The following is a 26,643-nucleotide window of genomic DNA, read 5'->3' on the forward strand; positions in this document are numbered from 1 at the left end:
CTCACGCTGGCGCCCCGTTTCAAGCTCACCGTCCGTCCCCGTCGCGTGGATGCCAAGCCGCATCCGCTTTCCTGCGCGCGCACCCGGCCACCGGCCGCGGCCCTGCACGCCTCACTCCCTGCCACGTCCGCGCTCGAGCGGGCCGCGTGGCGGACATCGCTCGACAAGGATGACCATGACCGCATTGCCTTTCCGTTCCCGTACCCCTCACCTCGATCCGCGCAAGCTCGTGCTCGCCACCGACCTCGACGGCACCCTGCTGGCCGGCCCGCAGGAAGCGCGCCGGAGAGTGCGCGAGCTGTTCGGCGGCGGCCTGGAAGGTGCCACGCTCGTGTTCGTCACGGGCCGCGGACTGGAATCCGTGATGCCCCTGCTGGCCGATCCGACCATTCCCACGCCCGACTACATCATCGCCGACGTGGGCGCCACTATCGTGCACGGCAACCTGCGTCCCGTCGAACCGCTGCACCATGAGATCGCGGCGCGCTGGCCCGGCAGCCAGGCCGTGCTGAAGGCGCTGGCCGGCTTTCCGCAGCTGGAACGCCAGAGCGTGCCGCAAGAGCGGCGCTGCTCGTTCATCGCGCCCGAGGGTGCCGTCACGCCGGCGCTGCGCAGCACGGTGCAGGCGCTCGGCTGCGAGCTGCTGTTCTCCGCCGGGCGCTACCTGGACGTGCTGCCGCGCGGCGTCGGCAAGGGTCCCGCGCTGCGCCGGCTGATCGATGCGGCCGGCTTCGACCCGGCCCACGTCGTCGTCGCGGGTGACACCCTGAACGACCTGTCGCTGTTCGAGACGGGCTTGCGCGGCGTGGTCGTGGGCGGCGCGGAGCCCGCGCTCGTCGCGCGCGTGCGCCGCATGCCCAGCGTGTTCATCGCGGAAAACGCCGGCTGCGGCGGCATCCTCGACGGCCTCGCCCACCACGGCCTGCGCGCGCATCACGCGGGCACGGCGGAGGTCGCGCACCTGCCCGGCAAGGCCGAACTCGTGATGGTCTACCACCGGCTGCCGTTCGACGAGGCGGTCGAGGATGGCGTGGCCGTGCGGCGCCGCCCGAAAAGCCCGAACGGCATCATGCCGACCCTGCTGAGCCTGTTTTCGGGCGGCCGCACGGGGTCCTGGGTCGCGTGGTCGCAGCAGGACTCGCGCGATCCGGACGGTTTTGCGAGCCACGTCGCCGTCGATCCGGAGCAGTATCCGAACCTGCAGGCGGCGCGCATCGCGCTGACCGAAGAGGACATCGACCTGTTCTATAAAAAGTTTTCGAAAGAGGCGTTCTGGCCGATCATCTTCTCGTTCCCGGACCGCGCCGAATTCCGCCAGGACCATTGGGAACGCTACCTCGACGTGAACCGCCTGTTCGCCGAGCAGGCCGCGCGCGAGGCGGCGGAAGGCGCCACCGTCTGGGTGCACGACTACAACCTGTGGATGGTGCCCGCATTCCTGCGCCCGCTGCGTCCGGACCTGAAGATCGCGTTCTTCCACCACACCGCCTTCCCGTCCAGCGACGTCTTCAACATCCTGCCGTGGCGCCGCGACATCGTCGCCAGCCTGCTGCAATGCGACTACGTGGGCTTCCACATCCCCCGCTACGTCGAGAACTTCGTCGATGCGGCCCGCTCCTGCGCGCCGGTCGAGGTCGTCGCCAGCGCCCCGTGCGCGCCCCGCTTCCTCACCTATGGCTGCGCGCTGGGCGTCGACACGACGACGACGGCGATCGAGGCCGGCGGCCGCCGCGTCGCGCTGGGTGCCCATCCGGTCGGCACGGACGTCGCGCTGATCGGGCGCTTGATGCGGACGCCGCAGGTCGCGGCGGATCTCGCCGAAATCGACGGTTACCTGGCCGGCCGCACCGGCATCGTCTCGATCGAGCGCCTGGACTACGTAAAAGGGTCGCTGGAAAAGCTGCAGGCGTTCGAGCGCCTGCTGGAGCAGCATCCGGCGCTGGCGGGCAAGGTCACGCTGCTGAACATCATCACGCCCGCCGCGCCCGGCATGGAGATCTACGACACGCTGCGCGAAGAACTGGACCGCACGGTGGGCCGGATCAACGGGCGTTTCTCGACGCTGGACTGGGTGCCGGTACGCTATTTTTATCGCTCGCTGCCGTTCGAGGCCGTGCTGGCCCATTACGCGGCCTGCGACATCGCGTGGATCACGCCGCTGCGCGACGGCCTGAACCTCGTCGCGAAGGAATACATCGCGGCACGCCACGCGGTCGGCAAGCCGGGCGTATTGATCCTGTCGGAATTCGCCGGCGCCGCGGTCGAACTGCACGGCGCCCTGCTGACGAATCCCTACGACGCGCATTCGATGACGGACAGGCTGTACCGCGCCATTACAATGGGGCCCGACGAGGCCGCCTACCGCGCGGAGCGCATGGCCGCCATCGTCGCCGACCATGACGTCGCGCGCTGGGGCGGGGAGTTCCTCGCCGCCGTCGCCGACGCGGCAGCCGGCACCGAGGCATTGCCCGAAGCCGCCTGAGCAATCCCACCGCAACCACCGGAAAGGATGATCGGATGAATGTAGTGTTTTTCGATAACACGACGCTGGCCTGGCTCACGGCCCTCGGCATCGCGGCCGGCGTCGCGCTGGCCCTGTACGTCGCCAAGAAGCTGGGCGTGCACCACTTGCGCAAGCTGGCCGAGCGCACGGAGACGCGGCTGGACGACATTGCCGTCGAAGCGCTCGACGGCACGCGGCTGCTGGCCATCGTCATCATGGGCCTGTTCGCGGGCAGCAAGTTCCTCGTACTGCCGCCCGAGGTACATCTGTTCGCGGCGCGGGCCGCCATCGTCACGGGCCTGATCCAGGCCGCCGTCTGGGGCCACCGCGCCCTGCGCGCCTGGCTGACGGACTATTACCAGAATCGCGCCGACGACCCGGCCCGCGCCACGTCGGCGGCGGCCGTCGGCTTCATCGCGCAGACCGTGCTGTGGACCGTGCTGCTGCTGATGGTGCTGGACAATCTCGGCGTCAACATCACGACGCTCGTCGCCTCGCTGGGGATCGGCGGTATCGCGGTGGCACTGGCCGTCCAGAACATCCTCGGCGACCTGTTCGCATCGCTGTCCATCGTGCTCGACAAGCCCTTCGTCGTCGGCGACTTCATCATCGTCGACAAATACCTGGGCACCGTGGAATACGTGGGTTTGAAGACGACCCGGCTGCGCAGCCTGGGCGGCGAGCAGCTCGTGTTCTCGAACGCGGACCTGCTCAAGAGCCGGTTGCAGAACATGACGCGCATGAGCCGGCGCCGCGTCGTATTCACGGTCGCCGTCGCGTACGAGACGCCGACGGACAAGCTGCGCCTGATTCCGCCGCTGCTGACGGAACTCGTCAAGGCGCAGGAAGGCGTGACGTTCGACCGCGCCCATTTCGCCGGCATGGTGGCGCCCTCGCTGAACTTCGACGTCGTGTACTGGGTGGAGTCGGCGGATTACGTCCGCTACATGGACATCCAGCAGGAGATCTATCTGCAGCTGATGGACCGTTTCGCCGCGCTGGAGATCGAGTTCGCGTTTCCGACGCAGCGGCTGCATCTGCACGATGCGCGCGAGCCGGCGACCACCTGACGGATCATTGCGGCGGCGCGGTCGACGCCCGCACGACGAGCGTGCTGGTCAGCGCCGTGCTGCGCGGCGGCGCGTACTGGCCGCGTATGCGATCGATCAATAGCTCGATCGCAAGATTCGCCATGTCGCGCTTGGGCGGCGCCACCGTCGTCAGCGGCGGCAGCGCATAGCCCGCGCCGGCGATATCGTCATAGCCGACCACGGACAACTGCGCCGGCACGCGCACCCCGGCCGCACCGGCGGCGCACAGGCCGCCCAGCGCCATCAGGTCGCTCGTGACGAACACGGCGGTCGGGCGTTGCGTCTGGCCCAGCAGGCGCGTAAAGGCCGCGTGGCCGCCCGCGCTCGTGAATTCCTCGTGCACGATGCGGTCCGGCGCCACCGCCAGCCCCGCCTCCGCCATCGCGCGCAGGAAGCCGCCGACGCGTTCGCGCGTGCGCGGCAGGTCGGCCGGGCCGGACACGCAGGCGATCTCGCGGTGCCCCAGTTCGACCAGGTGGCGCGTGGCCTGGTAGCCCCCCTCTTCCTGACCGGCCAGGACGAGGTCCGCATCGAGCCCGGGCAGCGCCCGTTCCAGCTGGACGATCGGGACGGCTTGATGGCGCAGCAACAGATCCTGTTCGTCGTCGGCGCCGCTGGCGACGAGGACCATGCCGTCGATGCGCTTTTCCATCAGCAGCCGCAGATAGGCGGCCTGCTTCCGTGCGCCGCCGTGCGCGTTGCAGAGGATGATGTTGTAGCCGAGCTCGAACGCCGCGTCCTCGATCCAGCGGATCAGTTCGGCGAAGTATGGATTGGACGAGTTCGGCACGAGCACGCCGATGGTGTGGGTCTTGTCGTTCTTGAGGCTGCGGGCGACGGCGCTGGGGATGTAGCGCATCTCGTCGATGATGCCGAGCACGCGCTGGCGCACGTCGTTGCTGACGACGCGCGTGTTGTTGATCACGTGCGAGACCGTGGAGATCGACACCCCGGCACGCTCCGCTACCTGTTTCATGGTCGCCATCGCTTCCTCCTGAGGCGCGATTATTACCGATGTGTTTCAGTAATTACAACTCCCGGGGTTCATTCTTCAAGATCAGGTCGCTATCCGGCTTATCAAGAGGGCCGTGGCCGGCCAGTCGATCTGATATTTCCACGCAAAACGGTCTTGAAAAATTGTATACAGAGGACGCCAAAAATCCCCGCCTTCCCTCTGTGAGACAGCAGATTCACCCACTTCTTAGCCAATAGAAACTGTATACAAATTCGTTGACAGTGCCGGCATGCAGGGGCATCATGATTTGAAAACAAGCCGCCGCAGAGTGGCCCAAGCATTGTGGAGACGTCGCAATCGGTTGCATCCGGATCCCGGATTGCCTGCCGTGGTTCACCGTCTCCACCGTCCGGAAATCATCGAACCACCCGACGCAGTTCAGGACAACATTCGACGGAGACACATATGAACAATCTGCTGTACAAGGTCGACGACCGCCCCCCTCTCATCACCACGACCCTCCTCGCCGCCCAGCACATGCTGGCCGCCCTCGGCGGCATCATCGCCGTGCCGCTTGTCGTCGGCGCCATCCTCAAATTGCCCGCGGACCAGGTCGTCGCGCTCGTCAACGCGGCGCTGCTGGGCTCGGGCATCGTCACGATCGTCCAGTGCAAGGGCATCGGCCCCGTCGGCATCCGGCTGCCGTGCGTGATGGGCACCAGTTTCGCCTTCGTCGGCGCGGCCATCAGCATCGGTTTCGAGCATGGCGTGGCGGGCATCCTCGGCTCGTCGCTCGCCGGCTCCGTCGTCATGATCGTCGGCAGTTTCTTCATGCCGCAGATCCGCAAACTGTTCCCGCACCAGGTGACGGCCGTCGTCGTGACGATGATCGGCCTGTCGCTCGTCCCCGTCGCCGTCGACTGGGCGGCCGGCGGCAAGGCGCCGGGCGCGGACTACGGCGCGCCGGCGAACCTGGGCATCGCGCTGTTCGTGCTGGCCATCGTCGTCGCGCTTGTCCAGTTCGGCAAGGGCATCATCTCCGCTTCCGCCATCGTGATCGGCATCGCGATCGGCTACGCCGTCTGCCTGGGCCTGGGCCTCGTCGACTTCTCGAGCGTGCAGAAGGCCGCCGTGTTCGCGCTGCCGCAGCCGCTGCACTTCGGCATGAGCTTCCCGCCGAGCGGCATCTTCGCGATGGCCCTGGCCTATGTCGTGACGATGGTCGAAACGACCGGCACCTTCATGGCGCTGGGCGCCGCGACCGAAACGAAGATGCGCGGCACGCTGCTCAAGCGCGGCGTGCTGTGCGACGGCGTCGGCTCCGCATTCGCCTCGACGCTGGGCGCGCCGCCGATGTCGACGTTCGCGCAGAACGTGGGCGTCATCTCGCTGACCGGTGTCGCGAGCCGCCACGTCGTCGCCCTCACCGGCGTGATGCTGGCGCTGGCCGGCCTGTTCCCGGTGCTGGGCGCCGTCGTCGTCACGATCCCGCAGCCCGTACTGGGCGGCGCGGGCCTCATGATGTTCGCGATGATTCTTACCGCCGGCGTGCAAATGCTGGGCAAGGTCGAGCACGACAAGCGCACGGGCCTCATCATCGCCGTCTCGATCGGCTGCGGGCTCGCCGTCAGCGTGCGTCCGGAACTGTTGGCCAAGCTGCCGTCGTTCGTGAACGAAATCTTCGGCTCGGGCATCAGCACGGGCGCCATCATGGCCGTCCTGCTGAACCTGGTGCTGCCGAACCGTCCCGTGGAAATCCACGACGACGAAGAAGACGTCCCCCAGCCGCTGCTGGTCAAAGACCTGGAGGCGGTCTGACGGGGATACTCCCGACATTGTTTCCGCAGTGCCCGCGCATTGTTTCCGCAGTGTTGAAATCTAAAAAAGTGGAACTTATGAGCAAAACTCTCCTGATCAAGAATGCGCGCGTCCTCGTCACGATGGACGCGCAACGCCGCGAAATCGAAGACGGTGCCGTCTTCATCCGCGACAACGTGATCGTCAGCGTGGGCACGACGGACGCACTCCCCCAGGACGCCGACGAGGTGATCGACGCGGCCGGCCACGTCGTCATCCCCGGCCTCGTCAACACGCACCATCATATGTACCAGAGCCTCACGCGCGTCATCCCGGCCGCGCAGGACGGCGAACTCTTCAACTGGCTGACGAACCTGTACCCCGTGTGGGCGAACCTGACGGGCGAGATGGTCCACGTGTCGACGCTCACCGCGATGGCGGAACTGATCCTGTCGGGCTGCACGACGAGCAGCGACCACCTGTACATCTACCCGAACGATTGCCGCCTCGACGACAGCATCGAAGCGGCGCACACCATCGGCATGCGCTTCCACGCGGCGCGCGGCGCGATGAGCGTGGGCCGCTCGAAAGGCGGCCTGCCGCCGGACAGCGTCGTGGAAGACGAGGCGGCGATCCTGAAGGACACGCAGCGGCTCATCGAAACGTACCACGACGCGTCGCGCCACGCGATGCAGCGGATCGTCGTGGCGCCCTGCTCGCCGTTCTCCGTGTCGCGCGACCTGATGAAGGAAGCGGCGCTGCTGGCGCGCAGCCACGGCGTGTCGCTGCACACGCACCTCGCGGAAAACGTCAACGACATCGCGTACAGCCGCGAGAAATTCGCGATGACGCCGGCCGAATATGCGGAAGACTGCGGCTGGGTCGGCCACGACGTGTGGCACGCGCACTGCGTGCAGCTGGACGATGCGGGCATCGGCCTGTTCGCGCGGACCGGCACCGGCGTCGCGCACTGCCCGTGCTCGAACATGCGCCTCGCGTCCGGCATTGCGCCCGTGCGCAAGATGGTCGACGCCGGCGTGCCCGTGGGCCTCGGCGTGGACGGCAGCGCGTCGAACGACGGCGCGCACATGCTCGGCGAAGTACGCCAGGCGATGCTGCTGCAGCGCGTGGGCTTCGGTCCGGATGCGATGACCGCGCGCCAGGCGCTGGAACTCGCCACGCTGGGCGGCGCGAAAGTGCTGAATCGCGACGACATCGGCAGCATCGCGCCGGGCATGTCGGCGGATGTCGTCATGTTCAAGCTGGATGGCGTGGGCTTCGCGGGCGCGCTGCACGACCCGGTGGCGGCGCTCGTGTTCTGCACGCCGGCCAACGTCAATCACAGCGTCATCAACGGCAGGGTCGTCGTGAAGGATGGCGTGTTGAGGACGGTCGACCTGCCGGTCGTGCTGGAGCGGCATAACCGGTTGGCGGAGGAGTTGGCGCTGGCCTAGTCGTCGTTCCCGCGAAAGCGGGAAACCATGCAGAGCGGCAGAATTCAGTATGTCGGAAACGCCGCAATGCGCTTCAATTTCGACTTCGTATCTTCAGCATGGGTCCCCGCTTTCGCGGGGATGACGTGCAAAAGCAAACGGCCCATCTACCGCGAAGTAGATGGGCCGTTTTGCATGCGCCGGCGGCAGGGCCGCCGTGGCGCTTGATACGATTACTGCAGCTTGATTTCGACGTCAACGCCAGCCGGCAGGTCCAGCTTCATCAGCGCGTCGACGGTCTTGTCGGTCGGGTCCACGATGTCCATCAGACGCTGGTGCGTACGGATTTCGAACTGGTCGCGCGAGGTCTTGTTGACGTGCGGGGAACGCAGCACGTCGAAACGCTGGATGCGGGTCGGCAGCGGAACCGGGCCCTTGACGACTGCGCCGGTGCGCTTGGCGGTGTCGACGATTTCCAGGGCGGACTGGTCGATCAGCTTGTAGTCGAACGCTTTCAGGCGGATACGGATTTTCTGATTCGGAGCGGACATGCTATTTCCTTAAAAAAGAACGAACCGGCACACGGGCCGGCAATCATGTGTCAGGTACTGCGTGTACTGCGGAGGGGACGGCAGTATAACACCGTTTTATCCCTTACTGCTCAAACAGAAGGGACAGAACTTGCGTCCTGCCCCTTCTGTCGTATTGCGACTACTTGGATGATCGCTAAATCAAGCGATGATCTTGGCAACCACGCCGGCGCCGACGGTACGGCCGCCTTCGCGGATTGCGAAGCGCAGACCTTCTTCCATCGCGATCGGAGCGATCAGCTTGACGGTGATCGACACGTTGTCGCCCGGCATGACCATCTCTTTGTCGGCCGGCAGAACGATAGAGCCGGTCACGTCAGTCGTACGGAAGTAGAACTGCGGACGGTAGTTGTTGAAGAACGGGGTGTGACGGCCACCTTCGTCCTTCGACAGGACGTACACTTCGCCCGTGAAGTCGGTGTGCGGCTTGATCGAACCCGGCTTGGCCAGGACCTGGCCACGCTGGACGTCTTCACGCTTGGTACCGCGCAGCAGCAGGCCGACGTTGTCGCCAGCTTGACCCTGGTCCAGCAGCTTGCGGAACATTTCCACGCCGGTGCAGGTGGTCTTGACCGTATCGACGATACCGACGATTTCGATCTCTTCGCCGACCTTGATGATGCCGCGCTCGACACGACCGGTCACCACGGTACCGCGGCCCGAGATCGAGAACACGTCTTCCACCGGCATCAGGAAGGCGCCGTCAACGGCACGTTCCGGGGTCGGGATGTAGGTGTCCAGAGCTTCAGCCAGGCGGATGATGCAGTCTTCGCCCATTTCGCCCTGCTGGCCTTCCAGCGCCATACGAGCCGAACCCTTGATGATCGGCAGGTCGTCGCCCGGGAACTCGTACTTCGACAGCAGTTCGCGCACTTCCATTTCGACCAGTTCCAGCAGTTCTGCGTCGTCGACCAGGTCGCACTTGTTCAGGAACACGATGATGTACGGAACACCCACCTGGCGAGCCAGCAGGATGTGTTCGCGGGTCTGCGGCATCGGGCCGTCAGCAGCGGAGCACACCAGGATCGCGCCGTCCATCTGCGCTGCGCCGGTGATCATGTTCTTGATGTAGTCGGCGTGGCCCGGGCAGTCGACGTGTGCGTAGTGGCGGTTGGCCGTTTCGTACTCGACGTGCGCGGTGTTGATGGTGATGCCGCGTGCTTTTTCTTCCGGAGCCGCGTCGATCTGGTCGTAGGCCTTGGCTTCACCGCCGAATTTCTTCGACAGGACGGTTGCGATAGCAGCCGTCAGGGTGGTTTTGCCGTGGTCAACGTGACCGATCGTGCCGACGTTCACGTGCGGCTTGGTCCGTTCGAATTTTTCCTTTGCCATTTTGATCTTCCTTTAAAAGAACAATTATCTAGTTTTTGTTCAAGCCCGATGGGGTACCACCGGGCTTGTTGGTCTGTATTACTTGGCTTTAGCCGTCACGATGGCGTCCATCACATGCTTCGGTGCTTCAGCATAGTGCTTGAATTCCATCGTGTAGGTCGCACGACCCTGGGTTGCCGAACGCAGCACGGTCGAGTAACCGAACATTTCCGACAGCGGGACTTCGGCCTTGATGATCTTGCCGCCGCCGCCCGGGATTTCGTCCATGCCCTGCACCATACCGCGGCGGGACGACAGGTCGCCCATCACGGTACCGGCGTAGTCTTCCGGCGTCTCGACTTCCACGGCCATCATCGGCTCGAGGATGACCGGGTTGGCGCGACGGCAGCCTTCCTTGAATGCCATCGAACCGGCCATGCGGAACGCGTTTTCGTTCGAGTCCACGTCGTGGTACGAACCGAAGGTCAGCGTGACTTTCACGTCGACCACCGGATAGCCGGCCATCACGCCGCTCGACAGCGTCTCGCGCACACCCTTCTCGACTGCCGGGATGAATTCACGCGGAATCACACCACCCTTGATCGCGTCGATGAACTCGAAGCCTTTGCCCGGTTCCTGCGGTTCGATCGACAGCACGGCGTGACCGTACTGACCACGACCACCCGACTGCTTGACGAACTTGCCTTCGACGTCGCTGACCGATTTGCGGATCGTTTCGCGGTAAGCAACCTGCGGCTTGCCGACGGTCGCTTCCACGCCGAATTCACGCTTCATACGGTCGACGATAATCTCCAGGTGCAGCTCGCCCATACCACCGATGATGGTCTGGCCCGATTCTTCGTCGGTGCGCACGCGGAACGACGGGTCTTCCTGAGCCAGACGGTTCAGTGCCAGGCCCATCTTTTCCTGGTCGGCCTTGGTTTTCGGCTCGACGGCCTGCTGGATCACCGGCTCCGGGAATACCATCTTTTCCAGGATGATCGGAGCAGCCGGGTCGCACAGCGTTTCACCGGTGGTCGCTTCTTTCAGGCCCACGGCAGCGGCGATGTCGCCTGCACGGACTTCCTTGATCTCTTCGCGCTGGTTCGCGTGCATCTGCAGAATACGGCCGACGCGTTCTTTCTTGCCCTTGATCGGGTTGAACACGGTGTCGCCCGACTTGATGACGCCCGAGTACACGCGGAAGAAGATCAGCTGGCCGACGAACGGGTCGGTCATGATCTTGAATGCCAGCGCGGCAAATTTCTCGTCGTCCGATGCCGTACGGGTGACCGGCTGGTCGTCCTCGTCGGTACCGCTGACCGGCGGAATGTCGACCGGCGACGGCAGGTACTCGATGACCGCGTCCAGCATGGCCTGCACGCCCTTGTTCTTGAAGGCGGTGCCGCACATCATCGGAACGATTTCCGAAGCGATGGTGCGCTGGCGCAGTGCCTGCTTGATCTCGGCTTCGGTCAGCTCGCCCTCTTCGAGGTACTTGTTCATCAGGTCTTCCGACGCTTCAGCAGCGGTCTCGACCAGTTTTTCGCGCCATTCGTTGGCTTGATCGACCAGCTCGGCCGGGATCTCGCGGTAGTCGAACTTCATGCCCTGGGACGCGTCGTCCCAATAGATCGCCTGCATCTTGACCAGGTCGACCACGCCCTTGAAGTTGTCTTCGGCGCCGATGGGGATCTGCAGCGGGATCGGGTTGGCCTTCAGGCGGGCACGCATCTGCTCGTACACCTTGAAGAAGTTCGCGCCGGTACGGTCCATCTTGTTGACGAATGCCAGACGCGGGACTTTGTACTTGTTAGCCTGACGCCACACGGTTTCCGACTGCGGCTGCACGCCGCCGACTGCACAGTAAACCATGCAGGCGCCGTCCAGGACGCGCATCGAACGCTCCACCTCGATGGTGAAGTCGACGTGGCCCGGGGTATCGATGATGTTGAAGCGGTGCGGCTCGAAGTTGTTGGCCATACCCTTCCAGAAGCAGGTCGTCGCTGCCGAGGTAATGGTGATGCCGCGCTCTTGCTCCTGCTCCATCCAGTCCATGGTGGCTGCACCGTCGTGCACTTCACCGATCTTGTGGTTGACACCGGTGTAGAACAGGATGCGCTCGGTGGTCGTCGTCTTACCGGCGTCGATGTGAGCGGAGATACCGATGTTACGGTAGCGCTCAATAGGGGTAGTGCGTGCCATAAATTTTCCTAACTTTTGAATGGACAAAACCGAGCAGCATTCTGGTGATCAAAATGAGCTCGGCCTGAACAACGGATACTGCATGGCCGCACCACCCCGGAGGCGTTCTGCCCCCGAAGCGATTGGGCCATTTGCTTAGAAGCGGAAGTGCGAGAACGCCTTGTTCGCTTCAGCCATACGGTGGACTTCGTCACGACGCTTCATCGCGCCGCCGCGGCCTTCTGCTGCTTCCATCAGCTCGCCACCCAGGCGATGCGGCATGGATTTTTCGCTACGCTTGTTTGCGGCTTCGCGCAACCAACGCATAGACAGGGCCATACGGCGGACCGGACGCACTTCAACCGGCACCTGGTAGTTGGCGCCACCGACGCGGCGGGATTTCACCTCGACCATCGGCTTGCAGTTGTTGATCGCGGTTGCGAACACTTCCAGTGGGTCCTTGCCCGATTTGGACTGGATGTAGTCGAATGCACCGTAGATGATGTTCTCAGCGACCGATTTCTTACCGGACAGCATCAGAACGTTGACGAACTTGGCGACATCGGTGTTGCCGAATTTTGGATCCGGCAGAATCTCGCGCTTGGGTACTTCACGACGACGTGGCATTTCAATTCCTTTTTGTCTTCAGTTGAGCGCTTATCGCACTCGCGAAAGGCCATCAAAGCCCTTCACTTACTCGGCCTTCCGGCCGCCTCAACTAACTCAATATTAATTTACCCAGATTGCAAGAAGATTACTTCTTGGCAGCCTTGGCACGCTTGGCACCGTACTTCGAACGGGCCTGCTTACGGTCTTTCACGCCCTGGGTATCCAGTGCACCGCGGACCATGTGGTAACGCACACCCGGCAAGTCTTTCACACGACCGCCGCGGATCAGCACGACCGAGTGTTCCTGCAGGTTGTGGCCTTCACCGCCGATGTACGAAATGACTTCGAAACCGTTGGTCAGGCGAACTTTGGCGACTTTACGCAGTGCCGAGTTCGGCTTCTTCGGGGTCGTCGTGTAGACACGGGTGCAGACACCACGCTTTTGCGGGCAGTTTTCCAGTGCCGGCGACTTGCTCTTCACAACCGCGGCTTCACGCGGCTTGCGAATCAGTTGATTGATGGTTGGCATCGTTCAAAAATCCAACAAAATAACTACTAGTTAATGACCCGGGGCTCTTGCTTTCCGGGGGCTGAAACCTTGTCCCGCAACTCTCCGTACAGGCGACGAAAGCCACTCACCAGCGGGAGCGGCTGTTATGCGTAAACCATGCGCAGAATAATTCGAGAACTCGCGAGTATAGACCTGAAGCGGGGCCGGGTCAACAAACTTGCTGACCGGGCACCGCGACAGCGGCGGAAGATTGTGTAATTGCTCAGTAGATGTCGTGATAACGACACAACCAGTGTACGCCGGATTTCATCCGTTGTGCAGATGGAATAGCGTTACCAGTGGCAAAAACCGGATAATAGCGGACTTCGCCTCCGCGCGCCGCACACGTCTGTTCGATGTCATTCCTGCTACGCCCGCGCAACCTGTACGTCGCGCTCACTTATCTGCTCCTGTCCTGCGTGCCGTACGTGGCGCCGCTGTTCGGCCAGCCGCTGTCGCACCCCGGCCAGGTGGCCGGCATCGAACTGCTGGCCTGGCTGGGCGTGTGGGGCGTGTTCAAGCGCCCGGCGTACTTCCACTGGCTGCTGCTGCCCGCCTTCCTCGCGCTGCCCGTCGAGCTTTATTTATATGCGTTCTACGGCCAGGGCATTTCCACGCACCACCTCGGCATCATCGCGGAGACGAGCCCGGCCGAGGCCATGGAATTCCTCGGCAGCAAAGTCTGGCTGCTGATCGGCGTCTTCGTCGGCATGCTCGCGTGGTTCGTCACGAGCTGGATCGCGGCCTGGCGCACGCGCGACCTCGACTGGGCCGACGTGTCGCGCCCCGTCGTGCTGGGCGTGCTGGCGGTCGTGGCCGTCGTGTTCGCCTACGGCCTGAAGTACGGCGTCGCTCCGCCGCCACTCGCGGGTGCCGGCCCGGCAGCTGCCAGCGTGCGGCTCGTGAAAGCCTCCGACAGCGTCGAGGCCGCCAGCGAAGAGACCGCGGCGCCGCGTCCGTCCAGCATACCGCGCCCCGCCTCGCTGCCGCCGCTGGCGCACTGGATGAAGCTGCCGTTCGACCTGGACACGTTCGCGCATTCGTGGCCATTCGGCCTGGCCGCGCGCGGCGTCGATTTTTACAAGGAACGGGTCTATCTCGCCGACCTGAACCGTCGCAGCGCCAACTTCCGCTTCCACGCCCACCTGGCCGAGCCGAACGACGACCCGCAGGTGATCGTGATGGTGATCGGCGAATCGTCGCGCTACGACCGCTGGAGCCTAAACGGCTACGACCGCGACACGAACCCGCTGCTGTCGCAGGAGCCGAACGTGGTGCCGCTGCGCGACGTGATCACGTCCGTCTCCGCCACGCGCCTGAGCGTCCCCGTCATCATCTCGCGCAAGCCGGCCACGCAAAGCCTCAAGGACGGGTTCTCGGAAAAATCGTTCCTGACCGCGTTCAAGGAAGCGGGCTATAAAACGTTCTGGCTGTCGAACCAGATCTCGTTCGGCAAGTTCGACACCCCCGTGTCCGTGTTCGCGAAGGAAGCGGACGTCGTCGACTTCCTGAATCTGGGCGGTTTTACCGACAATTCGAATTACGACGAAATCCTGTTCGGCCCTTTGAAACATGCGGTCGCGGATCCGGCGCCGAAGAAACTGATCGTGCTGCACACGCTGGGTAGCCACTGGAACTACAGCCACCGCTACCCGAAGCAGTTCGACAAATGGCTGCCGTCGCTGTACGGCATCGACAAGCCCGTCTACACGGACATCAGGATCAAGGACAAGCTGAACAACAGCTACGACAGCTCGATCCTGTACACGGACTGGTTCCTCGACCACGTCATCGGCACGCTGAAGGAAGCCGACAGGCCGGCCGCCATGCTGTACGTGGCCGACCATGGCCAGACGCTGTACGACAACAGCTGCCGCCTCGCCTTCCATGGCCACAACACGCAATACGAATTCCACGTCCCCGCGTTCGCCTGGTATTCGGATGCGTACGCGGCGCGCTTCCCGGACAAGGTCACGCAGCTGCGCCGCCACCGCAAGGCGAAGCTGGCGACCGAAAACATATTCCACACCCTGCTCGACCTGGGCGACGTGCGCTACCCGGACGAGCGCCTGGCGTGGAGCTTCGTCAACGCCGCCTTCAAGCAACACAAGCGCTACGTCGACAGCTACGGCTGGACCGACTACGACAACGCCGCCATCAAGGGCGACTGCCACGAAGTGATCGCCAAAGGCAAACCCTTGCCACGCGACTAGAGCTCAAATTCGGGGTCAGAGCACATTAATTTTCGCGGCTGCTGGCAAATCGCCGGCATGTTCGCGGAATGCCCAACCAACTCCTGTCAACTCGCCGATCACCGGTCAGAAAATGTGCTCTGACCCCGAATTTTTCCGGGCCGTGCGAACCACGGATAACGGTGCGCGGGCTGCGAGGCCAGCAGGTACAGGAACGCCCAGGCAAGCCGGGCGAGACGGCGACACAAGGTGCTGGCAAAGGTGGACATCGGTGCTCCGCTGCGTGATCGTGATCCATCCCATGCAAGGTCGATGCCCGCCCGCGTCCATCGCCGTGGCGCACGGCCTGCGCGAAATACGCACCAGATCGGCGCATGGACGCACCGCCGCGGCGCGCCGCGAACGTGCGCACGGCACACGCACACAGGGAGCGCTTGTACGAAACCCGCTGGCACTGTTCTTGCAAATTGAACCTGCAACGAGAGGTGGGCCGATGTCGGCATCGCGCACATCTCGACAAGGTGGCTAGGGTTCCGACCGCGCGAGCGGTGCTGGTCCGAGAGCTGCCGGTTCCCCGCCGCCACGCGGCAAGGAGCTACACGGAGGGATAAAAGCCCGGGAGGACGATTGCGCCGCAATCGCTTGCCTCTCGTTTTTATCCACTTCGGGAGCTCCATCATGCGTTTCTTCCAGCATCACCGCATCCTTCGCAGTTCCATCGCAACGGTCCTCGCCCTGTGCGCGGCGCTGTCGGCCGCCGGGCCCGCGCACGCCGAGGTCAAGGTCGGCCTGTCCGACTGGCCGGGCTGGGTGGCCTGGTACGTCGCGGACCAGAAGGGGTTCTTCAAGCGGCACGGCGCCAACGTCAAGCTGGTCTGGTTCGGTAATTACACGGACTCCGTCGCCGCGCTGTCGGCCGGCCAGCTCGACGCCAATGCGCAGACCTGGTCGGACACCATGACGCCGCTGGCGAAGAAGGTCGACGTCAAGGCCGTGCTGGTCAACGACAACTCGGCCGGCAACGACGCGCTGATGGTCGGCCCGAAGATCAAGTCGTTCGCGGACCTGAAAGGCCGCACGGTGGCGCTGGAGCAATTCAGCATCTCGCACTTCGTGCTCGCCACGGCGCTGGCCCGCAACGGCATGAGCATGAATGACGTCAAGGTCGTCAACCTGTCCGCCGGTGATGCGGCCGCCGCGTTCGTGGCCGGCCGCGTGGACGCCGCCGTCGTGTGGAACCCGTGGGTCAACAAGATCCAGGCGAGCGGCAAGGGCCACGCGCTGTTCACGTCGCGCGACATGCCGGGCCTCGTGCCCGACCTGCTCGTCGCCCACGGCAAGTCCCTGCGCGACAAGATCAAGCGCCAGGACCTCGTCGGCATGATCCAGGCGTGGTTCGACACGCAGTCCTTCATCCACGACCATCCGGACGAGGCGGTGCAGATCATGTCGAAAGTGGTCGGCATCAAGCCGGCCGAGTACAAGGTCTTCCTGCCGGGCACGCGCTTCTTCGACCGCGCCGACAACCAGGCCGCGCTCGACGCCAGCAAGCCGCAGTCGCTCGTCGCGGCCGGTCCCGAGATCCACAAATTCCTCAGCACGAACAAGCTGGTCGCCGGCCCGGTCGACTACGCCGCCGGCATCGACGCCTCGCTGCTGGCCGACGCCCTCAAGAAGTAAGCCATGCGCGACGACCTGCCCCCTCTTGACGGCGCGGCCGGCCCCACGGTGATGCGCAACCGCCGCTCGCCGTGGGACGTGCGCGGCGATCTGCGCCGCCGCAGCGCGCTCGCGCTGGCCGTCGCCGGCTTCGTGCTGCCGCTCGCCGTGTGGATCCTCGTCTCGCTGAACGGCTGGGCCGATCCCGTATTCCTGCCGCCGCCGTGGCAGGTGCTAGCCCAGCTGGGCGAGTGGTACCGCGACGGCGACCTGCTGGGCGACGTCATCGTCAGCATCGGCCGCGTGCTGGGCGGCTTCTGCGTCGCGGCCCTCGTCGCCGTGCCGCTCGGCGTGCTGGTCGGGACGTATGCGCCGGTGCGCGCGTTCCTCGAGCCGCTGACGGAATTCACCCGTTACCTGCCCGCCGTCGCGTTCATCCCGCTGATCATGCTGTGGGTCGGCATCGAGGAAAGCGCGAAGATCGCGGTGATCTGGGTCGGCGTGTTCTTCCAGATGCTGCTGCTCGTCGCCGCCGACGTGGCGCGCGTGCCGGACGCGCCGATCGAAGCGGCGCGCACGATGGGCGCGACGAACGAGGAAATCATCAAGTACGTGCTGATCCCGGCCGCGCGTCCCGCGATCCTGACCACCTTGCGCGGCGCGATGTGCCTGGCGTGGACGTACCTCGTCGTGGCCGAACTGGTGGCCGCGAACTCGGGCCTGGGCTACGCGATCCTGAAGGCGCAGCGCTTCCTCCAGACCGACAAGATCTTCGCCGGCATCCTGCTGATCGGCCTCGTGGGCCTGCTCACGGACCAGGCGTTCCGCTGGCTGCACAAGCGCTGCTTTCCCTGGCATCACCTGCGAGGCTGAACCATGACACCCAAGATAGCCGTACGCGGCCTGTACAAACACTATGGCCGCGGGGCGCGGCGCACGCTCGCGCTGCAGCACGTGGACCTGGACATCGCCGCCAGCGAATTCGTGACCCTCGTCGGCGCGTCCGGCTGCGGCAAATCGACGCTGCTGCGCACGATCTGCGGCCTGGAGGAATACGGGCAAGGCAGCATCGTCTGCAACGGCCGCGACGTCGACGGCCCCGGCGCCGACCGCGCCATGGTCTTCCAGAGCTATAGCCTGTACCCGTGGCTGACGGTGAAGGACAACATCCGCTTCTGCCGCCGCCTCAAGCACCACGCCGCCGCCACATCGAGCGACGTCGAAATCGCATCCGGCCGCGCGGACGCCCTCATCGGCCTGATGGGCCTTGCGCACGTGGCGCATGCGTATCCGGCCGAACTCTCGGGCGGCATGCAGCAGCGCGTGGCGATCGCGCGGGCGCTGATGGCGCGGCCGGACGTGCTGCTGATGGACGAGCCGTTCGGCGCGCTGGACGCGCAGACGCGCGAAGTGATGCACGACCTGATCCGCCACGTCCACCACCTGGAAAAGACCACCATCGTGTTCGTCACGCACGACGTCGAGGAAGCGATCTACCTGGGCGAGCGCGTCGTCGTGATGGCGCCGCGTCCGGGCCGCATCGATTCGATCGTCGACGTGCCGTTCGGCGCCAAACGCCACCAGGACCTGAAGCTCGCGCCCGAATTCTCCGCGCTGAAGCGCCAAATCCTGAACCGCATCCGCGAGACGTCCGGCGTCAAGACCGACCTGGAACAGCTCGAAAAACTCACCCGCACGACCTGACGGAACCACCATGACACACACCGAACACACTCTCGAACTGGCACCGGACCTGGACCCGGCCCGCGTGCTGTGGACCGAACGCTTCCCCGGCGGCGCGCACTGGTCGTACCGCGTGCGGCGCGGCACGACGCTGCGCTTCATCGCCGTGGAAGCCGGCGCCAATGCGTCCGTGCTGCTGTATCGCGCCGACGAGCGCATGGAGCGCCTCAACGTGCCGGACACGCTGAAGGCCCAGCACACGGCACACCTGACGGCGGGCCACGTACTGTACTCGGACATGGGCCGCATCCTCGCATCGATCCCGCGCGACACAGTGGGCTGGCACGATCCGCTGTGCGGCCTGTCGGATGCGGAAGGCATCGCGCGCCGCCACGGCGTCAAGCGCTACCAGGAACACCGCAACGCGATGCACCGCAACGGCAAGGACAGCCTGCTCGTCGAGATGGGCAAATGGGGGTTGGGCCTGCGCGACCTCGTACCGAACCTGAACCTGTTTTCCAGGGTGGCGGTCGATGCCGACGGGCGTTTCCGCTTCGCCGAGAACCACGCAAAGCCCGGCGACTTCGTCGAGCTGCGCTTCGAGATGGACACGCTGGTCCTGGTCTCCACCGCGCCCCACCCGCTCGATCCGCGCCCCGATTACGCGCCGGGCAAGGTCGCCATCGTGGCCTGGGATTCCGGCCCGGCCGGCGAGGACGACGTGTGCCGCCTGTCGTGCGCCGAAAACGGCCGCGGCTTTCATAACACCGAACTGATTTACCGCTGAGGAGACCGTCATGCACACCCTGCGCGAGAGCACGCTCGATCCCGCCGCCGCCCTGGCCATCCACGACCTGCCGGCCGGCGAACCGTGGCTGCACGAAGTCAAACGCGGCCAGACGCTGCGCATCGTCGACCTGGAAGGCAACCAGGCCGTCGACACGATCTTCTACAACGCCGCCGACACGGCCGAAAGCTACAGCGTCACCGACACGCTGCAGCGCCAGGGCGGCATCTACCTGTCGGCCGGCTCGGTGCTGTATTCGAACCGCGGCCGGCCGATGCTGGCTATCGTGGCCGACACGTGCGGCCGCCACGACACGCTGGGCGGCGCCTGCGCGGCCGAGAGCAACACGGTGCGCTACGCGCTGCAGAAGAAATTCATGCACAGCTGCCGTGACAACTACCTGCTCGCGCTGGCGCGAGCGGACATCGGCATGGACAAGCGCGACCTCGTCCCCAACGTGAACTTCTTCATGAACGTGCCGGTGACGGAAGGCGGCGGCCTGTCGTTCGAGGACGGCCTGTCCGCGCCGGGCAAGTATGTCGAGCTGCGCGCCGAGATGGACGTGCTGGTGCTCGTGTCGAACTGCCCGCAGCTGAACAACCCGTGCAATGCCTACAACCCCACCCCGGTCCGCTTCGTGATCTGGGGGGCCTCCCCCTCCGCCTGAAAGACCGCCATGTTCGACAAGATCCTGATCGCCAACCGCGGCGAAATCGCCTGCCGCGTGATCCGCACCGCGCGCCGCCTCGGCATGAAAACGGTGGCCATCTATTCCGAGGCCGACGTCGAATCGCTGCACGTGCGCCTGGCCGACGAAGCCGTGTGCGTGGGCCCGGCCGCCGCCAGCGACAGCTATTTGTCGGCCGAGCGTGTGCTGGCGGCGGCGCGCAACACGGGTGCGCAGGCGATCCACCCCGGCTACGGCTTCATGAGCGAGAACGCCGGCTTCGCGGAAGCGTGCGCCGCCGCGGGCATCGTGTTCATCGGCCCCACGCCGCGGCAGATGCGCGACTTCGGCCTCAAGCACACCGCGCGCGAACTGGCACGGCAGGCCGACGTACCGCTGCTGCCGGGCACCGGCCTGCTGGACGGCGTCGAGCAAGCGCTGACGGAAGCGCGCCGCATCGGCTACCCCGTCATGCTGAAAAGTACGGCGGGCGGCGGAGGCATCGGCATGCGCCTGTGCCGCGACGACGACGAACTGGCCGGCGCCTACGCGTCCGTGCGCCACCTGTCCGAGAACAACTTCAAGAACAGCGGCATCTACCTGGAAAAATTCGTGCAGCGCGCGCGCCACGTCGAGGTGCAGATCTTCGGCGACGGCCGCGGCAACGTCGTGTCGCTGGGCGAGCGCGATTGCTCCGTCCAGCGCCGCAACCAGAAGGTGATCGAAGAGACGCCCGCGCCGGACCTCTCGGACGGCACGCGCCATGCGCTGGCCGCCACCGCCGTGCGCCTGGGCGCAGCGATCGACTACCTGTCGGCCGGCACCGTCGAATACGTGCTGGACGCGGACACGGGCGCGTTCTACTTCCTCGAAGTGAACACGCGCCTGCAGGTGGAGCACGGCGTGACGGAAGAAGTGTTCGGCGTCGACCTCGTCGAATGGATGATCCGCGCGGCGGCCGGCGAGCTCACGCTGCCGGACCAGGCATCGCTCGTGCCGCACGGCCACGCGATGCAGCTGCGCGTGTACGCGGAAGACCCGGCGCGCAATTTTCAACCCTGCTCCGGCGTGCTGACGGCCGTCGAATTCGCGCCGGGCCTGCGCGTGGACACGTGGGTCGAGCGCGGCGTCACCGTCAGCCCCTACTATGACCCGCTGCTGGCCAAGCTGATCGTCAAGACGGACAACCGGGCCGCGTCGGTCGACCAGCTCGTGCGCGCTCTCGAGACGTCGCGCATCGACGGCATCGAGACCAATCTTGCCTACCTCGCGCGCATCCTGCGCTACGGCGATTTCGTCGCCGGCCGCCAGATCACGCAGATGCTGGCCGCGATGGACTTCGCGCCGCAGACCGTCGAAGTGCTGGACGGCGGCATCCAGACGACGGTGCAGGACTACCCGGGCCGCCTGGGCCTGTGGGCCGTCGGCATCCCGCCGTCCGGGCCGATGGACGCCTACGCGCACCGCGTGGCGAACCACCTGCTCGGCAACGATATCGCCGCGCCCACGCTGGAGATGACCTTGCAGGGCGCGACCCTGCGCTTCAACTGCGCGTGCACGATCGCGCTGGCCGGCGCCGACCTCGGGGCCAGCGTGTCCGGTGCGGACGGCAAACGCGACCTCGCGAACTGGCAAGCACACGCCATCGCGGCCGGCGAAACGTTGCGCTTCGCCGGCGTGCGCGGCGCCGGCGTGCGGGCTTACGTCGCATTCGCGGGCGGCCTGGACGTGCCGGACTATCTCGGCAGCCGCGCCACGTTCACGCTGGGCCAGTTCGGCGGTCACGGGGGCCGCGCCGTGCGCGCGGGCGACATGCTCAAGCTGAAGCCCGTGCCGGCGTTCACTCGCGAACTCGCACCCGCCGCGATCCCGACCTATGCGCACCACTGGGACATCGCCGTCCACTACGGCCCGCACGGCGCGCCGGACTTCTTCACCGGCGACGACATCGTGACGTTCTTCGGCACGGACTGGCAGGTTCACTTCAATTCCAGCCGCACCGGCGTGCGCCTCGTCGGCCCGAAACCGCGCTGGGCGCGCACGGACGGCGGCGAAGCGGGCCTGCACCCGTCGAACATCCACGACAACGCCTATGCCATCGGCTCCATCGACTTCACCGGCGACATGCCCGTGATCCTCGGCCCGGACGGCCCGAGCCTGGGCGGCTTCGTGTGCCCCGCCGTGATCGTATCGAGCGACCTGTGGAAGATGGGCCAGCTGAAACCGGGCGACACGGTGCGCTTCCACCGCGTGTCCGTCGACGAGGCGGCGGCCCTGCGCGCGGCGCTGGACGCCGTGTTCGAGCGGCCGGACGCGGCGCCCGTGTGGACGCCGCCGGCGTCGCCGCCAGGCCTGGCGCAGCCGGCCGTCGCGGGCGAAGCGGCGCTGCCGGACGGTACGCGCGTCGTGTTCCGCCGCGCCGGCGACGACTACCTGCTGGTGGAATTCGGCGACCTCGCGCTGGACATCAACCTCCGTTTCCGCGTGCATGCGCTGATGTGCGCGCTGGAAGACGCACGCCTGGATGGCGTCGTCGACCTCACGCCCGGCATCCGCTCGCTGCAGGTCCACTTCGACCATCGCCGCCTGGGCGCCACGCGCCTGCTGGAGCGGATCGGTGCGCTGCTGGCGGCGCAGGGGCCGGTCGAAGACATGGTGGTCCCGTCGCGCATCGTGCACCTCCCGCTCGCGTGGAACGACACGCAGACGCGCCTCGCGATCCAGAAGTACGAGACGACCGTGCGCCCGGACGCGCCCTGGTGCCCCAGCAACATCGAATTCATCCGCCGCATCAATGGCCTGGACTCGATCCGCGACGTGTACGACGTCGTGTTCAAGGCCAGCTACATGGTGCTGGGCCTGGGCGACGTCTACCTGGGCGCGCCGGTCGCGACGCCGGTCGATCCGCGCCACCGCCTCGTGACGACGAAGTACAACCCGGCGCGCACGTGGACGCCGGAAAACGCGGTCGGCATCGGCGGCGCCTACCTGTGCGTGTACGGCATGGAAGGCCCGGGCGGCTACCAGTTCGTCGGCCGGACAGTCCAGATGTGGAACCGCTACCGCCAGACGGCCAGCTTCCGCGACGGCAAACCGTGGCTGCTGCGCTTCTTCGACCAGATCCGCTTCTACGAGGTGACGGAAGACCGCCTGCTCGAACACCGGCGCGATTTCCCGCTCGGCCGCTTCGACGTGCGCATCGAGGAGACCACGTTCTCGCTGGCCGACTACAACGCGTTCCTGGCGCGCGAAGCGGATGCGATCGCCGCGTTCAAGACGCGCCAGCAGGCCGCGTTCGAGGCCGAGCGCGAACGGTGGCGCACGAGCGGCCAGGCCGAATGGGTCAGCGAGGAAGCGACGCTCGATGTGGGCGCGCTGGCCGACCTGCCCGACGGCAGCCAGTACCTGTCCGCCGTCGTTCCCGGCAGCGTGTGGAAGATCGTCGTGCCGCCCGGCGCCGCCGTGCGCGAGGGCGAGACGCTGGCGATCTTCGAATCGATGAAGATGGAAATCCCCGTCGTCGCCACCGCCGACGGCGTGCTGGACGAATGGCTCGTCGCCGAGGGCAAGCCCGTCGCCGCCGGCCAGCGCATCGCCGTCTTCACTGCATCCTGAATCCGAACTACCCAACACAAGGAGTCCCGCATGTACGACAAGAAGATCGCTCTCGCCATCGCCACGCTGCTGCTGGCAGGCACCGCGCAAGCCGACGACGCGCCCGCGTTCACCGGCCACGTGGACCTGGTCAGCAAATACATCCTGCGCGGCGTCAGCTCGACCTATGGGCCCGGCCTGCCGGGCCTGGGCAACGCCGGCGCCGACGCCCCCGAGTCGGACCAGCCCGCGCTGCAATGGGGCGTCGACTGGAACGATTCGTCCGGCTTCTTCCTCGGCTACTGGGCGTCGCAGATCAACTACTCGTACAAACGCCTGGGCGAGTCGTATGCCGATCGCAGCATCGCGGACTTCCAGCACAAGAAATCGATCGAGAACGACTTCTACGGCGGCTACAACGGCAAGGTGGGCGACATCGGCTACACGGTCGGCCTGACGGGCTATTACTACGTCAACGGCGAGCACGCCAACGCGTTCGAGACCAAGCTTGGCGCCAGCTACGGCCCGTTCAGCGTGACGGCGCAGACCCTGCTCAAGGACGTCGTCTGGGGCAACCGGGGCGACACCTACTGGACCTTGACCGCGAGCCAGCCGCTCCCGCACGACATCACCCTCTCCGCCACCCTCGGCTTCTACACGTACCACAAGGAAGGCCGCTACCTGGGCACGGTCGACACGCTGACCGGCACGCGCTGCGCGGCCGGCGCGAGCTTCATCGTCAACGGCTGCTTCGCGGGCGGCGCGCCGTCGTCGGGCGGGTGGCGCCACCTGACCGTCGGCTTCACGCAGCCGCTCGGCGCCGGTTTTACCTGGGGCCTGCAAGGCCTCCTCGGCGGCGACAACCGCTACGGCGTCAAGCAGGGCAACCGCCTGCTGGCCACCCTCGGCTACGCCTTCTGATCCTTTTACGCGAGACATCATGACGATCACCGACATCCACGCCGACTACCTGAGCGGCGCATCGACGCCCAGCCGCTGCATCGAGCAGGTACTGGCCCGCATCGCCGCCGCGGACCGCCCCGAGATCTGGATCAGCCGCGTGGACGACGCCGCGCTGCGCGCGCAGGCCCGCGCGCTCGACGCCATGCTGGCGGCCGAAGGCGCTGCCGCGCTGGCGCGCCTGCCGCTGCTGGGCATCCCGTTCGCCGTCAAGGACAACATCGACGTGACCGGCATGCCCACCACGGCCGCCTGCCCCGCCTACGCCTACGTGCCGGACGAATCCGCGCCGGTAGTGCAACGACTCCTTGCGGCCGGCGCCCTGCTGGTCGGGAAGACGAACCTGGACCAGTTCGCGACGGGCCTCGTCGGCACACGTTCGCCGTACGGCGCAGTGCGCAACGCGGTCGATCCGGCCTATGTGTCGGGCGGCTCGAGTTCCGGCTCCGCCGTCGCCGTGGCGCTGGGGATGGCCGCGTTCGCGCTCGGCACGGATACCGCCGGATCCGGCCGCGTGCCGGCGGGCCTGAATGGCATCGTCGGGCTGAAGCCCACGCGCGGGCTGCTCTCGACGCGCGGCGTGATGCCGGCATGCCGCACGCTCGATTGCGTCTCCGTGTTCGCGGCGGACGTGGCCGACGCGTGGAAGGTGGTGCAGGCGGCGGCCGGGTACGACGCGCGCGACCCGTATTCGCGCCGCATTGCGCCGCAGGGCGTGCGCCGGCGCGGCTATCGCATCGCCGTGCCCGCGCAGCTGGAATTCTTCGGCGACATCGCCGCGCAAGCCGCCTTCGAGGCGACCCTGGCACGCCTGCGCGACCTCCCCGGCTGCACGTTCGGCACGGTCGACTACACGCCGTTCCGCGACGCCGCCGCCCTGCTGTACCAGGGCCCGTGGGTCGCGGAGCGCCACGCCGCCGTCGGCGCCTTCATCGACGCGCAGCCGGACGCCGCGCATCCGGTAGTCGCAGGCATCATCGGGCAGGCCCGGGAATACGATGCGACCGATGCGTTCATGGGCCAGTACCGGCTGGCGGCGCTGCGCCGTGCGGCCGAGGACAGCCTCGCGGGCTACGACTTCCTGCTGGTGCCCACCACGCCGACCATGCCGCGCATCGCCGACGTGCTGGCGCGCCCCGTGGAACTGAATGCGCAACTGGGGTATTACACGAACTTCGTGAACTTCTTCGACATGGCCGCGCTGGCCGTGCCGGGGGTTTCCCGTGCGGACGGCCTGCCGGCGGGCGTCACACTAATCGGCGCCGCCGGCAGCGACCACCTACTGGCGACGGCGGTCGCGGCGCTGCTCGGCGGCGCGGAAGCCGATGCGCTGGCTGCAGATCCCCTGCCGTTCGCCGAACCGACAGTACAGGTGGCCGTCGTCGGCGCGCACCTGGCGGGCCAGCCGCTGAACTGGCAGTTGCTGGAACGGGGCGCGCGCAAGGTGGCGGCCACGCACACGGCGCCGCACTACCGCCTGTTCGCGCTGCCGGGCACGACGCCGCCCAAGCCGGGCCTCGCGCGGGTCGACCGCGACGGCGCGGCGATCGAGGTGGAAGTGTGGGAACTGCCGCTGCGCCGCTTCGGCGAATTCGTGGCCGAGATCCCGGCGCCGCTGGGCATCGGCTCGCTCGAACTGGCGGACGGGCGCTGGGTCAAGGGCTTCATCTGCGAACCGGCCGGCATCGCCGACGCCACCGACATCAGCATGTTCGGCGGCTGGCGCGCGTACCTGACCCGCCGCGCGGCCTGACCATCGGGGCCCAGGACCCCGGCTTTTGGAAATTTCCCAAATTCGGGGTCAGAGCACATCAAATTCGGGGTCAGAGCACATTATTTTTTGGCGTTTTCATCAACGCCTGCCTTTCCCTGGCTACGTGCTGGCAACGTCGTCCAAATCGACGACTCGCCTTCAGAAAATGTGCTCTGACCCCGAATCCATGAATCGACGACTCGCCTTCAGAAAATGTGCTCTGACCCCGAATCCATGACCTCGAGTCTGTCCGGGCATCAAGACTGTCCGCACTGTCCGTCCACACCGGCCCCGGACAGTCGCGGACGCGACCGTATCCGCTGTC

General features: G+C 66.0%; 19 protein-coding genes and 1 riboswitch. Of the genes, 13 read left to right on the top strand and 6 right to left on the bottom strand.

Annotation, left to right across the window (positions count from 1 at the left end):
• The first annotated feature begins 175 nt into the window (after positions 1-175).
• Positions 176-2,482 (top strand): glucosylglycerol-phosphate synthase, encoded by a 2,307-nt coding sequence (ggpS, locus tag ACEN9H_RS28410; protein WP_056126489.1) that lies wholly within the window; start codon positions 176-178, stop codon positions 2,480-2,482.
• A gap of 35 nt (positions 2,483-2,517) precedes the next feature.
• On the top strand, positions 2,518-3,573 hold the full coding sequence (locus ACEN9H_RS28415; protein ID WP_056329187.1) for a mechanosensitive ion channel family protein: 1,056 nt from the start codon (positions 2,518-2,520) through the stop codon (positions 3,571-3,573).
• Positions 3,574-3,577: 4 nt separating this feature from the next.
• Here the strand turns inward: ACEN9H_RS28415 and ACEN9H_RS28420 are convergent, their stop codons facing one another.
• Positions 3,578-4,579 carry a LacI family DNA-binding transcriptional regulator gene (locus tag ACEN9H_RS28420; protein WP_056329184.1) on the bottom strand — a complete coding sequence of 334 codons (1,002 nt, stop codon included), beginning with the start codon at positions 4,577-4,579 and terminating at the stop codon, positions 3,578-3,580.
• 435 nt (positions 4,580-5,014) lie between these two features.
• Between ACEN9H_RS28420 and ACEN9H_RS28425 the strand changes: the two genes are divergently transcribed.
• Positions 5,015-6,367 (top strand): nucleobase:cation symporter-2 family protein, encoded by a 1,353-nt coding sequence (locus tag ACEN9H_RS28425; protein WP_413672910.1) that lies wholly within the window; start codon positions 5,015-5,017, stop codon positions 6,365-6,367.
• A gap of 77 nt (positions 6,368-6,444) precedes the next feature.
• Positions 6,445-7,800 carry an 8-oxoguanine deaminase gene (locus ACEN9H_RS28430; protein WP_371765287.1) on the top strand — a complete coding sequence of 452 codons (1,356 nt, stop codon included), beginning with the start codon at positions 6,445-6,447 and terminating at the stop codon, positions 7,798-7,800.
• Positions 7,801-8,012: 212 nt separating this feature from the next.
• Here ACEN9H_RS28430 and rpsJ read toward each other — a convergent pair whose 3' ends face one another.
• The 5 genes from rpsJ to rpsL all read right to left on the bottom strand — a co-directional run bounded on the left by rpsJ (position 8,013) and on the right by rpsL (position 13,002).
• Positions 8,013-8,330: a 30S ribosomal protein S10 gene (gene rpsJ, locus ACEN9H_RS28435; protein ID WP_005663509.1), complete on the bottom strand. Its 318-nt coding sequence runs from the start codon at positions 8,328-8,330 to the stop codon at positions 8,013-8,015.
• Between the two features lie 180 nt (positions 8,331-8,510).
• Positions 8,511-9,701, bottom strand: coding sequence for an elongation factor Tu (gene tuf / locus ACEN9H_RS28440; RefSeq protein WP_160406738.1), 1,191 nt, complete (start codon positions 9,699-9,701; stop codon positions 8,511-8,513).
• 78 nt (positions 9,702-9,779) lie between these two features.
• Positions 9,780-11,885 (bottom strand): elongation factor G, encoded by a 2,106-nt coding sequence (gene fusA, locus ACEN9H_RS28445; protein WP_056128506.1) that lies wholly within the window; start codon positions 11,883-11,885, stop codon positions 9,780-9,782.
• Positions 11,886-12,020: 135 nt separating this feature from the next.
• Positions 12,021-12,491, bottom strand: a complete 471-nt coding sequence (rpsG, locus tag ACEN9H_RS28450) for a 30S ribosomal protein S7 (protein ID WP_036240559.1) — start codon at positions 12,489-12,491, stop codon at positions 12,021-12,023.
• A gap of 127 nt (positions 12,492-12,618) precedes the next feature.
• Positions 12,619-13,002 carry a 30S ribosomal protein S12 gene (gene rpsL, locus ACEN9H_RS28455; protein ID WP_036240557.1) on the bottom strand — a complete coding sequence of 128 codons (384 nt, stop codon included), beginning with the start codon at positions 13,000-13,002 and terminating at the stop codon, positions 12,619-12,621.
• A 377-nt stretch (positions 13,003-13,379) separates the two neighbouring features.
• On the opposite strand from rpsL, the gene ACEN9H_RS28460 reads away from it, so the two are divergent.
• From ACEN9H_RS28460 to atzF, 9 genes are all read left to right on the top strand, one after another.
• Complete coding sequence (locus ACEN9H_RS28460; RefSeq protein WP_413672911.1) at positions 13,380-15,236, top strand: phosphoethanolamine transferase; 1,857 nt, start codon at positions 13,380-13,382, stop codon at positions 15,234-15,236.
• 493 nt (positions 15,237-15,729) lie between these two features.
• Positions 15,730-15,839, top strand: a riboswitch (guanidine-I (ykkC/yxkD leader).
• A 54-nt stretch (positions 15,840-15,893) separates the two neighbouring features.
• A complete protein-coding gene (locus tag ACEN9H_RS28465) occupies positions 15,894-16,895 on the top strand; it encodes an ABC transporter substrate-binding protein (RefSeq protein ID WP_413672912.1) in 1,002 nt (333 codons plus the stop codon).
• A 3-nt stretch (positions 16,896-16,898) separates the two neighbouring features.
• On the top strand, positions 16,899-17,747 hold the full coding sequence (locus ACEN9H_RS28470; RefSeq protein WP_371771593.1) for an ABC transporter permease: 849 nt from the start codon (positions 16,899-16,901) through the stop codon (positions 17,745-17,747).
• Positions 17,748-17,750: 3 nt separating this feature from the next.
• Positions 17,751-18,578 carry an ABC transporter ATP-binding protein gene (locus tag ACEN9H_RS28475; protein ID WP_056329165.1) on the top strand — a complete coding sequence of 276 codons (828 nt, stop codon included), beginning with the start codon at positions 17,751-17,753 and terminating at the stop codon, positions 18,576-18,578.
• Between the two features lie 10 nt (positions 18,579-18,588).
• A complete protein-coding gene (locus tag ACEN9H_RS28480) occupies positions 18,589-19,344 on the top strand; it encodes an urea amidolyase associated protein UAAP1 (RefSeq protein ID WP_413672913.1) in 756 nt (251 codons plus the stop codon).
• A gap of 10 nt (positions 19,345-19,354) precedes the next feature.
• Positions 19,355-20,011: an urea amidolyase associated protein UAAP2 gene (locus tag ACEN9H_RS28485; RefSeq protein ID WP_413672914.1), complete on the top strand. Its 657-nt coding sequence runs from the start codon at positions 19,355-19,357 to the stop codon at positions 20,009-20,011.
• Positions 20,012-20,020: 9 nt separating this feature from the next.
• Positions 20,021-23,626, top strand: a complete 3,606-nt coding sequence (gene uca, locus ACEN9H_RS28490) for an urea carboxylase (RefSeq protein WP_413672915.1) — start codon at positions 20,021-20,023, stop codon at positions 23,624-23,626.
• Positions 23,627-23,656: 30 nt separating this feature from the next.
• Complete coding sequence (locus ACEN9H_RS28495; RefSeq protein ID WP_413672916.1) at positions 23,657-24,526, top strand: TorF family putative porin; 870 nt, start codon at positions 23,657-23,659, stop codon at positions 24,524-24,526.
• A 19-nt stretch (positions 24,527-24,545) separates the two neighbouring features.
• A complete protein-coding gene (gene atzF, locus ACEN9H_RS28500; RefSeq protein WP_413672917.1) occupies positions 24,546-26,318 on the top strand; it encodes an allophanate hydrolase in 1,773 nt (590 codons plus the stop codon).
• Positions 26,319-26,643 lie beyond the last annotated feature (325 nt).

The sequence above is a fragment of the Massilia cellulosiltytica genome, assembly GCF_047325105.1.
Classification (GTDB): Bacteria; Pseudomonadota; Gammaproteobacteria; order Burkholderiales; family Burkholderiaceae_D; genus Telluria; species Telluria orientalis.

What these genes read in the sequence shown, in the direction of transcription:
- ggpS (WP_056126489.1), top strand. Translation starts at nt 176, where the DNA reads ATGACCGCATTGCCTTTCCGTTCCCGTACCCCTCACCTCGATCCGCGC.
- ACEN9H_RS28415 (WP_056329187.1), top strand. Translation starts at nt 2,518, where the DNA reads ATGAATGTAGTGTTTTTCGATAACACGACGCTGGCCTGGCTCACGGCC.
- ACEN9H_RS28420 (WP_056329184.1), bottom strand. Translation starts at nt 4,579, where the DNA reads ATGGCGACCATGAAACAGGTAGCGGAGCGTGCCGGGGTGTCGATCTCC.
- ACEN9H_RS28425 (WP_413672910.1), top strand. Translation starts at nt 5,015, where the DNA reads ATGAACAATCTGCTGTACAAGGTCGACGACCGCCCCCCTCTCATCACC.
- ACEN9H_RS28430 (WP_371765287.1), top strand. Translation starts at nt 6,445, where the DNA reads ATGAGCAAAACTCTCCTGATCAAGAATGCGCGCGTCCTCGTCACGATG.
- rpsJ (WP_005663509.1), bottom strand. Translation starts at nt 8,330, where the DNA reads ATGTCCGCTCCGAATCAGAAAATCCGTATCCGCCTGAAAGCGTTCGAC.
- tuf (WP_160406738.1), bottom strand. Translation starts at nt 9,701, where the DNA reads ATGGCAAAGGAAAAATTCGAACGGACCAAGCCGCACGTGAACGTCGGC.
- fusA (WP_056128506.1), bottom strand. Translation starts at nt 11,885, where the DNA reads ATGGCACGCACTACCCCTATTGAGCGCTACCGTAACATCGGTATCTCC.
- rpsG (WP_036240559.1), bottom strand. Translation starts at nt 12,491, where the DNA reads ATGCCACGTCGTCGTGAAGTACCCAAGCGCGAGATTCTGCCGGATCCA.
- rpsL (WP_036240557.1), bottom strand. Translation starts at nt 13,002, where the DNA reads ATGCCAACCATCAATCAACTGATTCGCAAGCCGCGTGAAGCCGCGGTT.
- ACEN9H_RS28460 (WP_413672911.1), top strand. Translation starts at nt 13,380, where the DNA reads ATGTCATTCCTGCTACGCCCGCGCAACCTGTACGTCGCGCTCACTTAT.
- ACEN9H_RS28465 (WP_413672912.1), top strand. Translation starts at nt 15,894, where the DNA reads ATGCGTTTCTTCCAGCATCACCGCATCCTTCGCAGTTCCATCGCAACG.
- ACEN9H_RS28470 (WP_371771593.1), top strand. Translation starts at nt 16,899, where the DNA reads ATGCGCGACGACCTGCCCCCTCTTGACGGCGCGGCCGGCCCCACGGTG.
- ACEN9H_RS28475 (WP_056329165.1), top strand. Translation starts at nt 17,751, where the DNA reads ATGACACCCAAGATAGCCGTACGCGGCCTGTACAAACACTATGGCCGC.
- ACEN9H_RS28480 (WP_413672913.1), top strand. Translation starts at nt 18,589, where the DNA reads ATGACACACACCGAACACACTCTCGAACTGGCACCGGACCTGGACCCG.
- ACEN9H_RS28485 (WP_413672914.1), top strand. Translation starts at nt 19,355, where the DNA reads ATGCACACCCTGCGCGAGAGCACGCTCGATCCCGCCGCCGCCCTGGCC.
- uca (WP_413672915.1), top strand. Translation starts at nt 20,021, where the DNA reads ATGTTCGACAAGATCCTGATCGCCAACCGCGGCGAAATCGCCTGCCGC.
- ACEN9H_RS28495 (WP_413672916.1), top strand. Translation starts at nt 23,657, where the DNA reads ATGTACGACAAGAAGATCGCTCTCGCCATCGCCACGCTGCTGCTGGCA.
- atzF (WP_413672917.1), top strand. Translation starts at nt 24,546, where the DNA reads ATGACGATCACCGACATCCACGCCGACTACCTGAGCGGCGCATCGACG.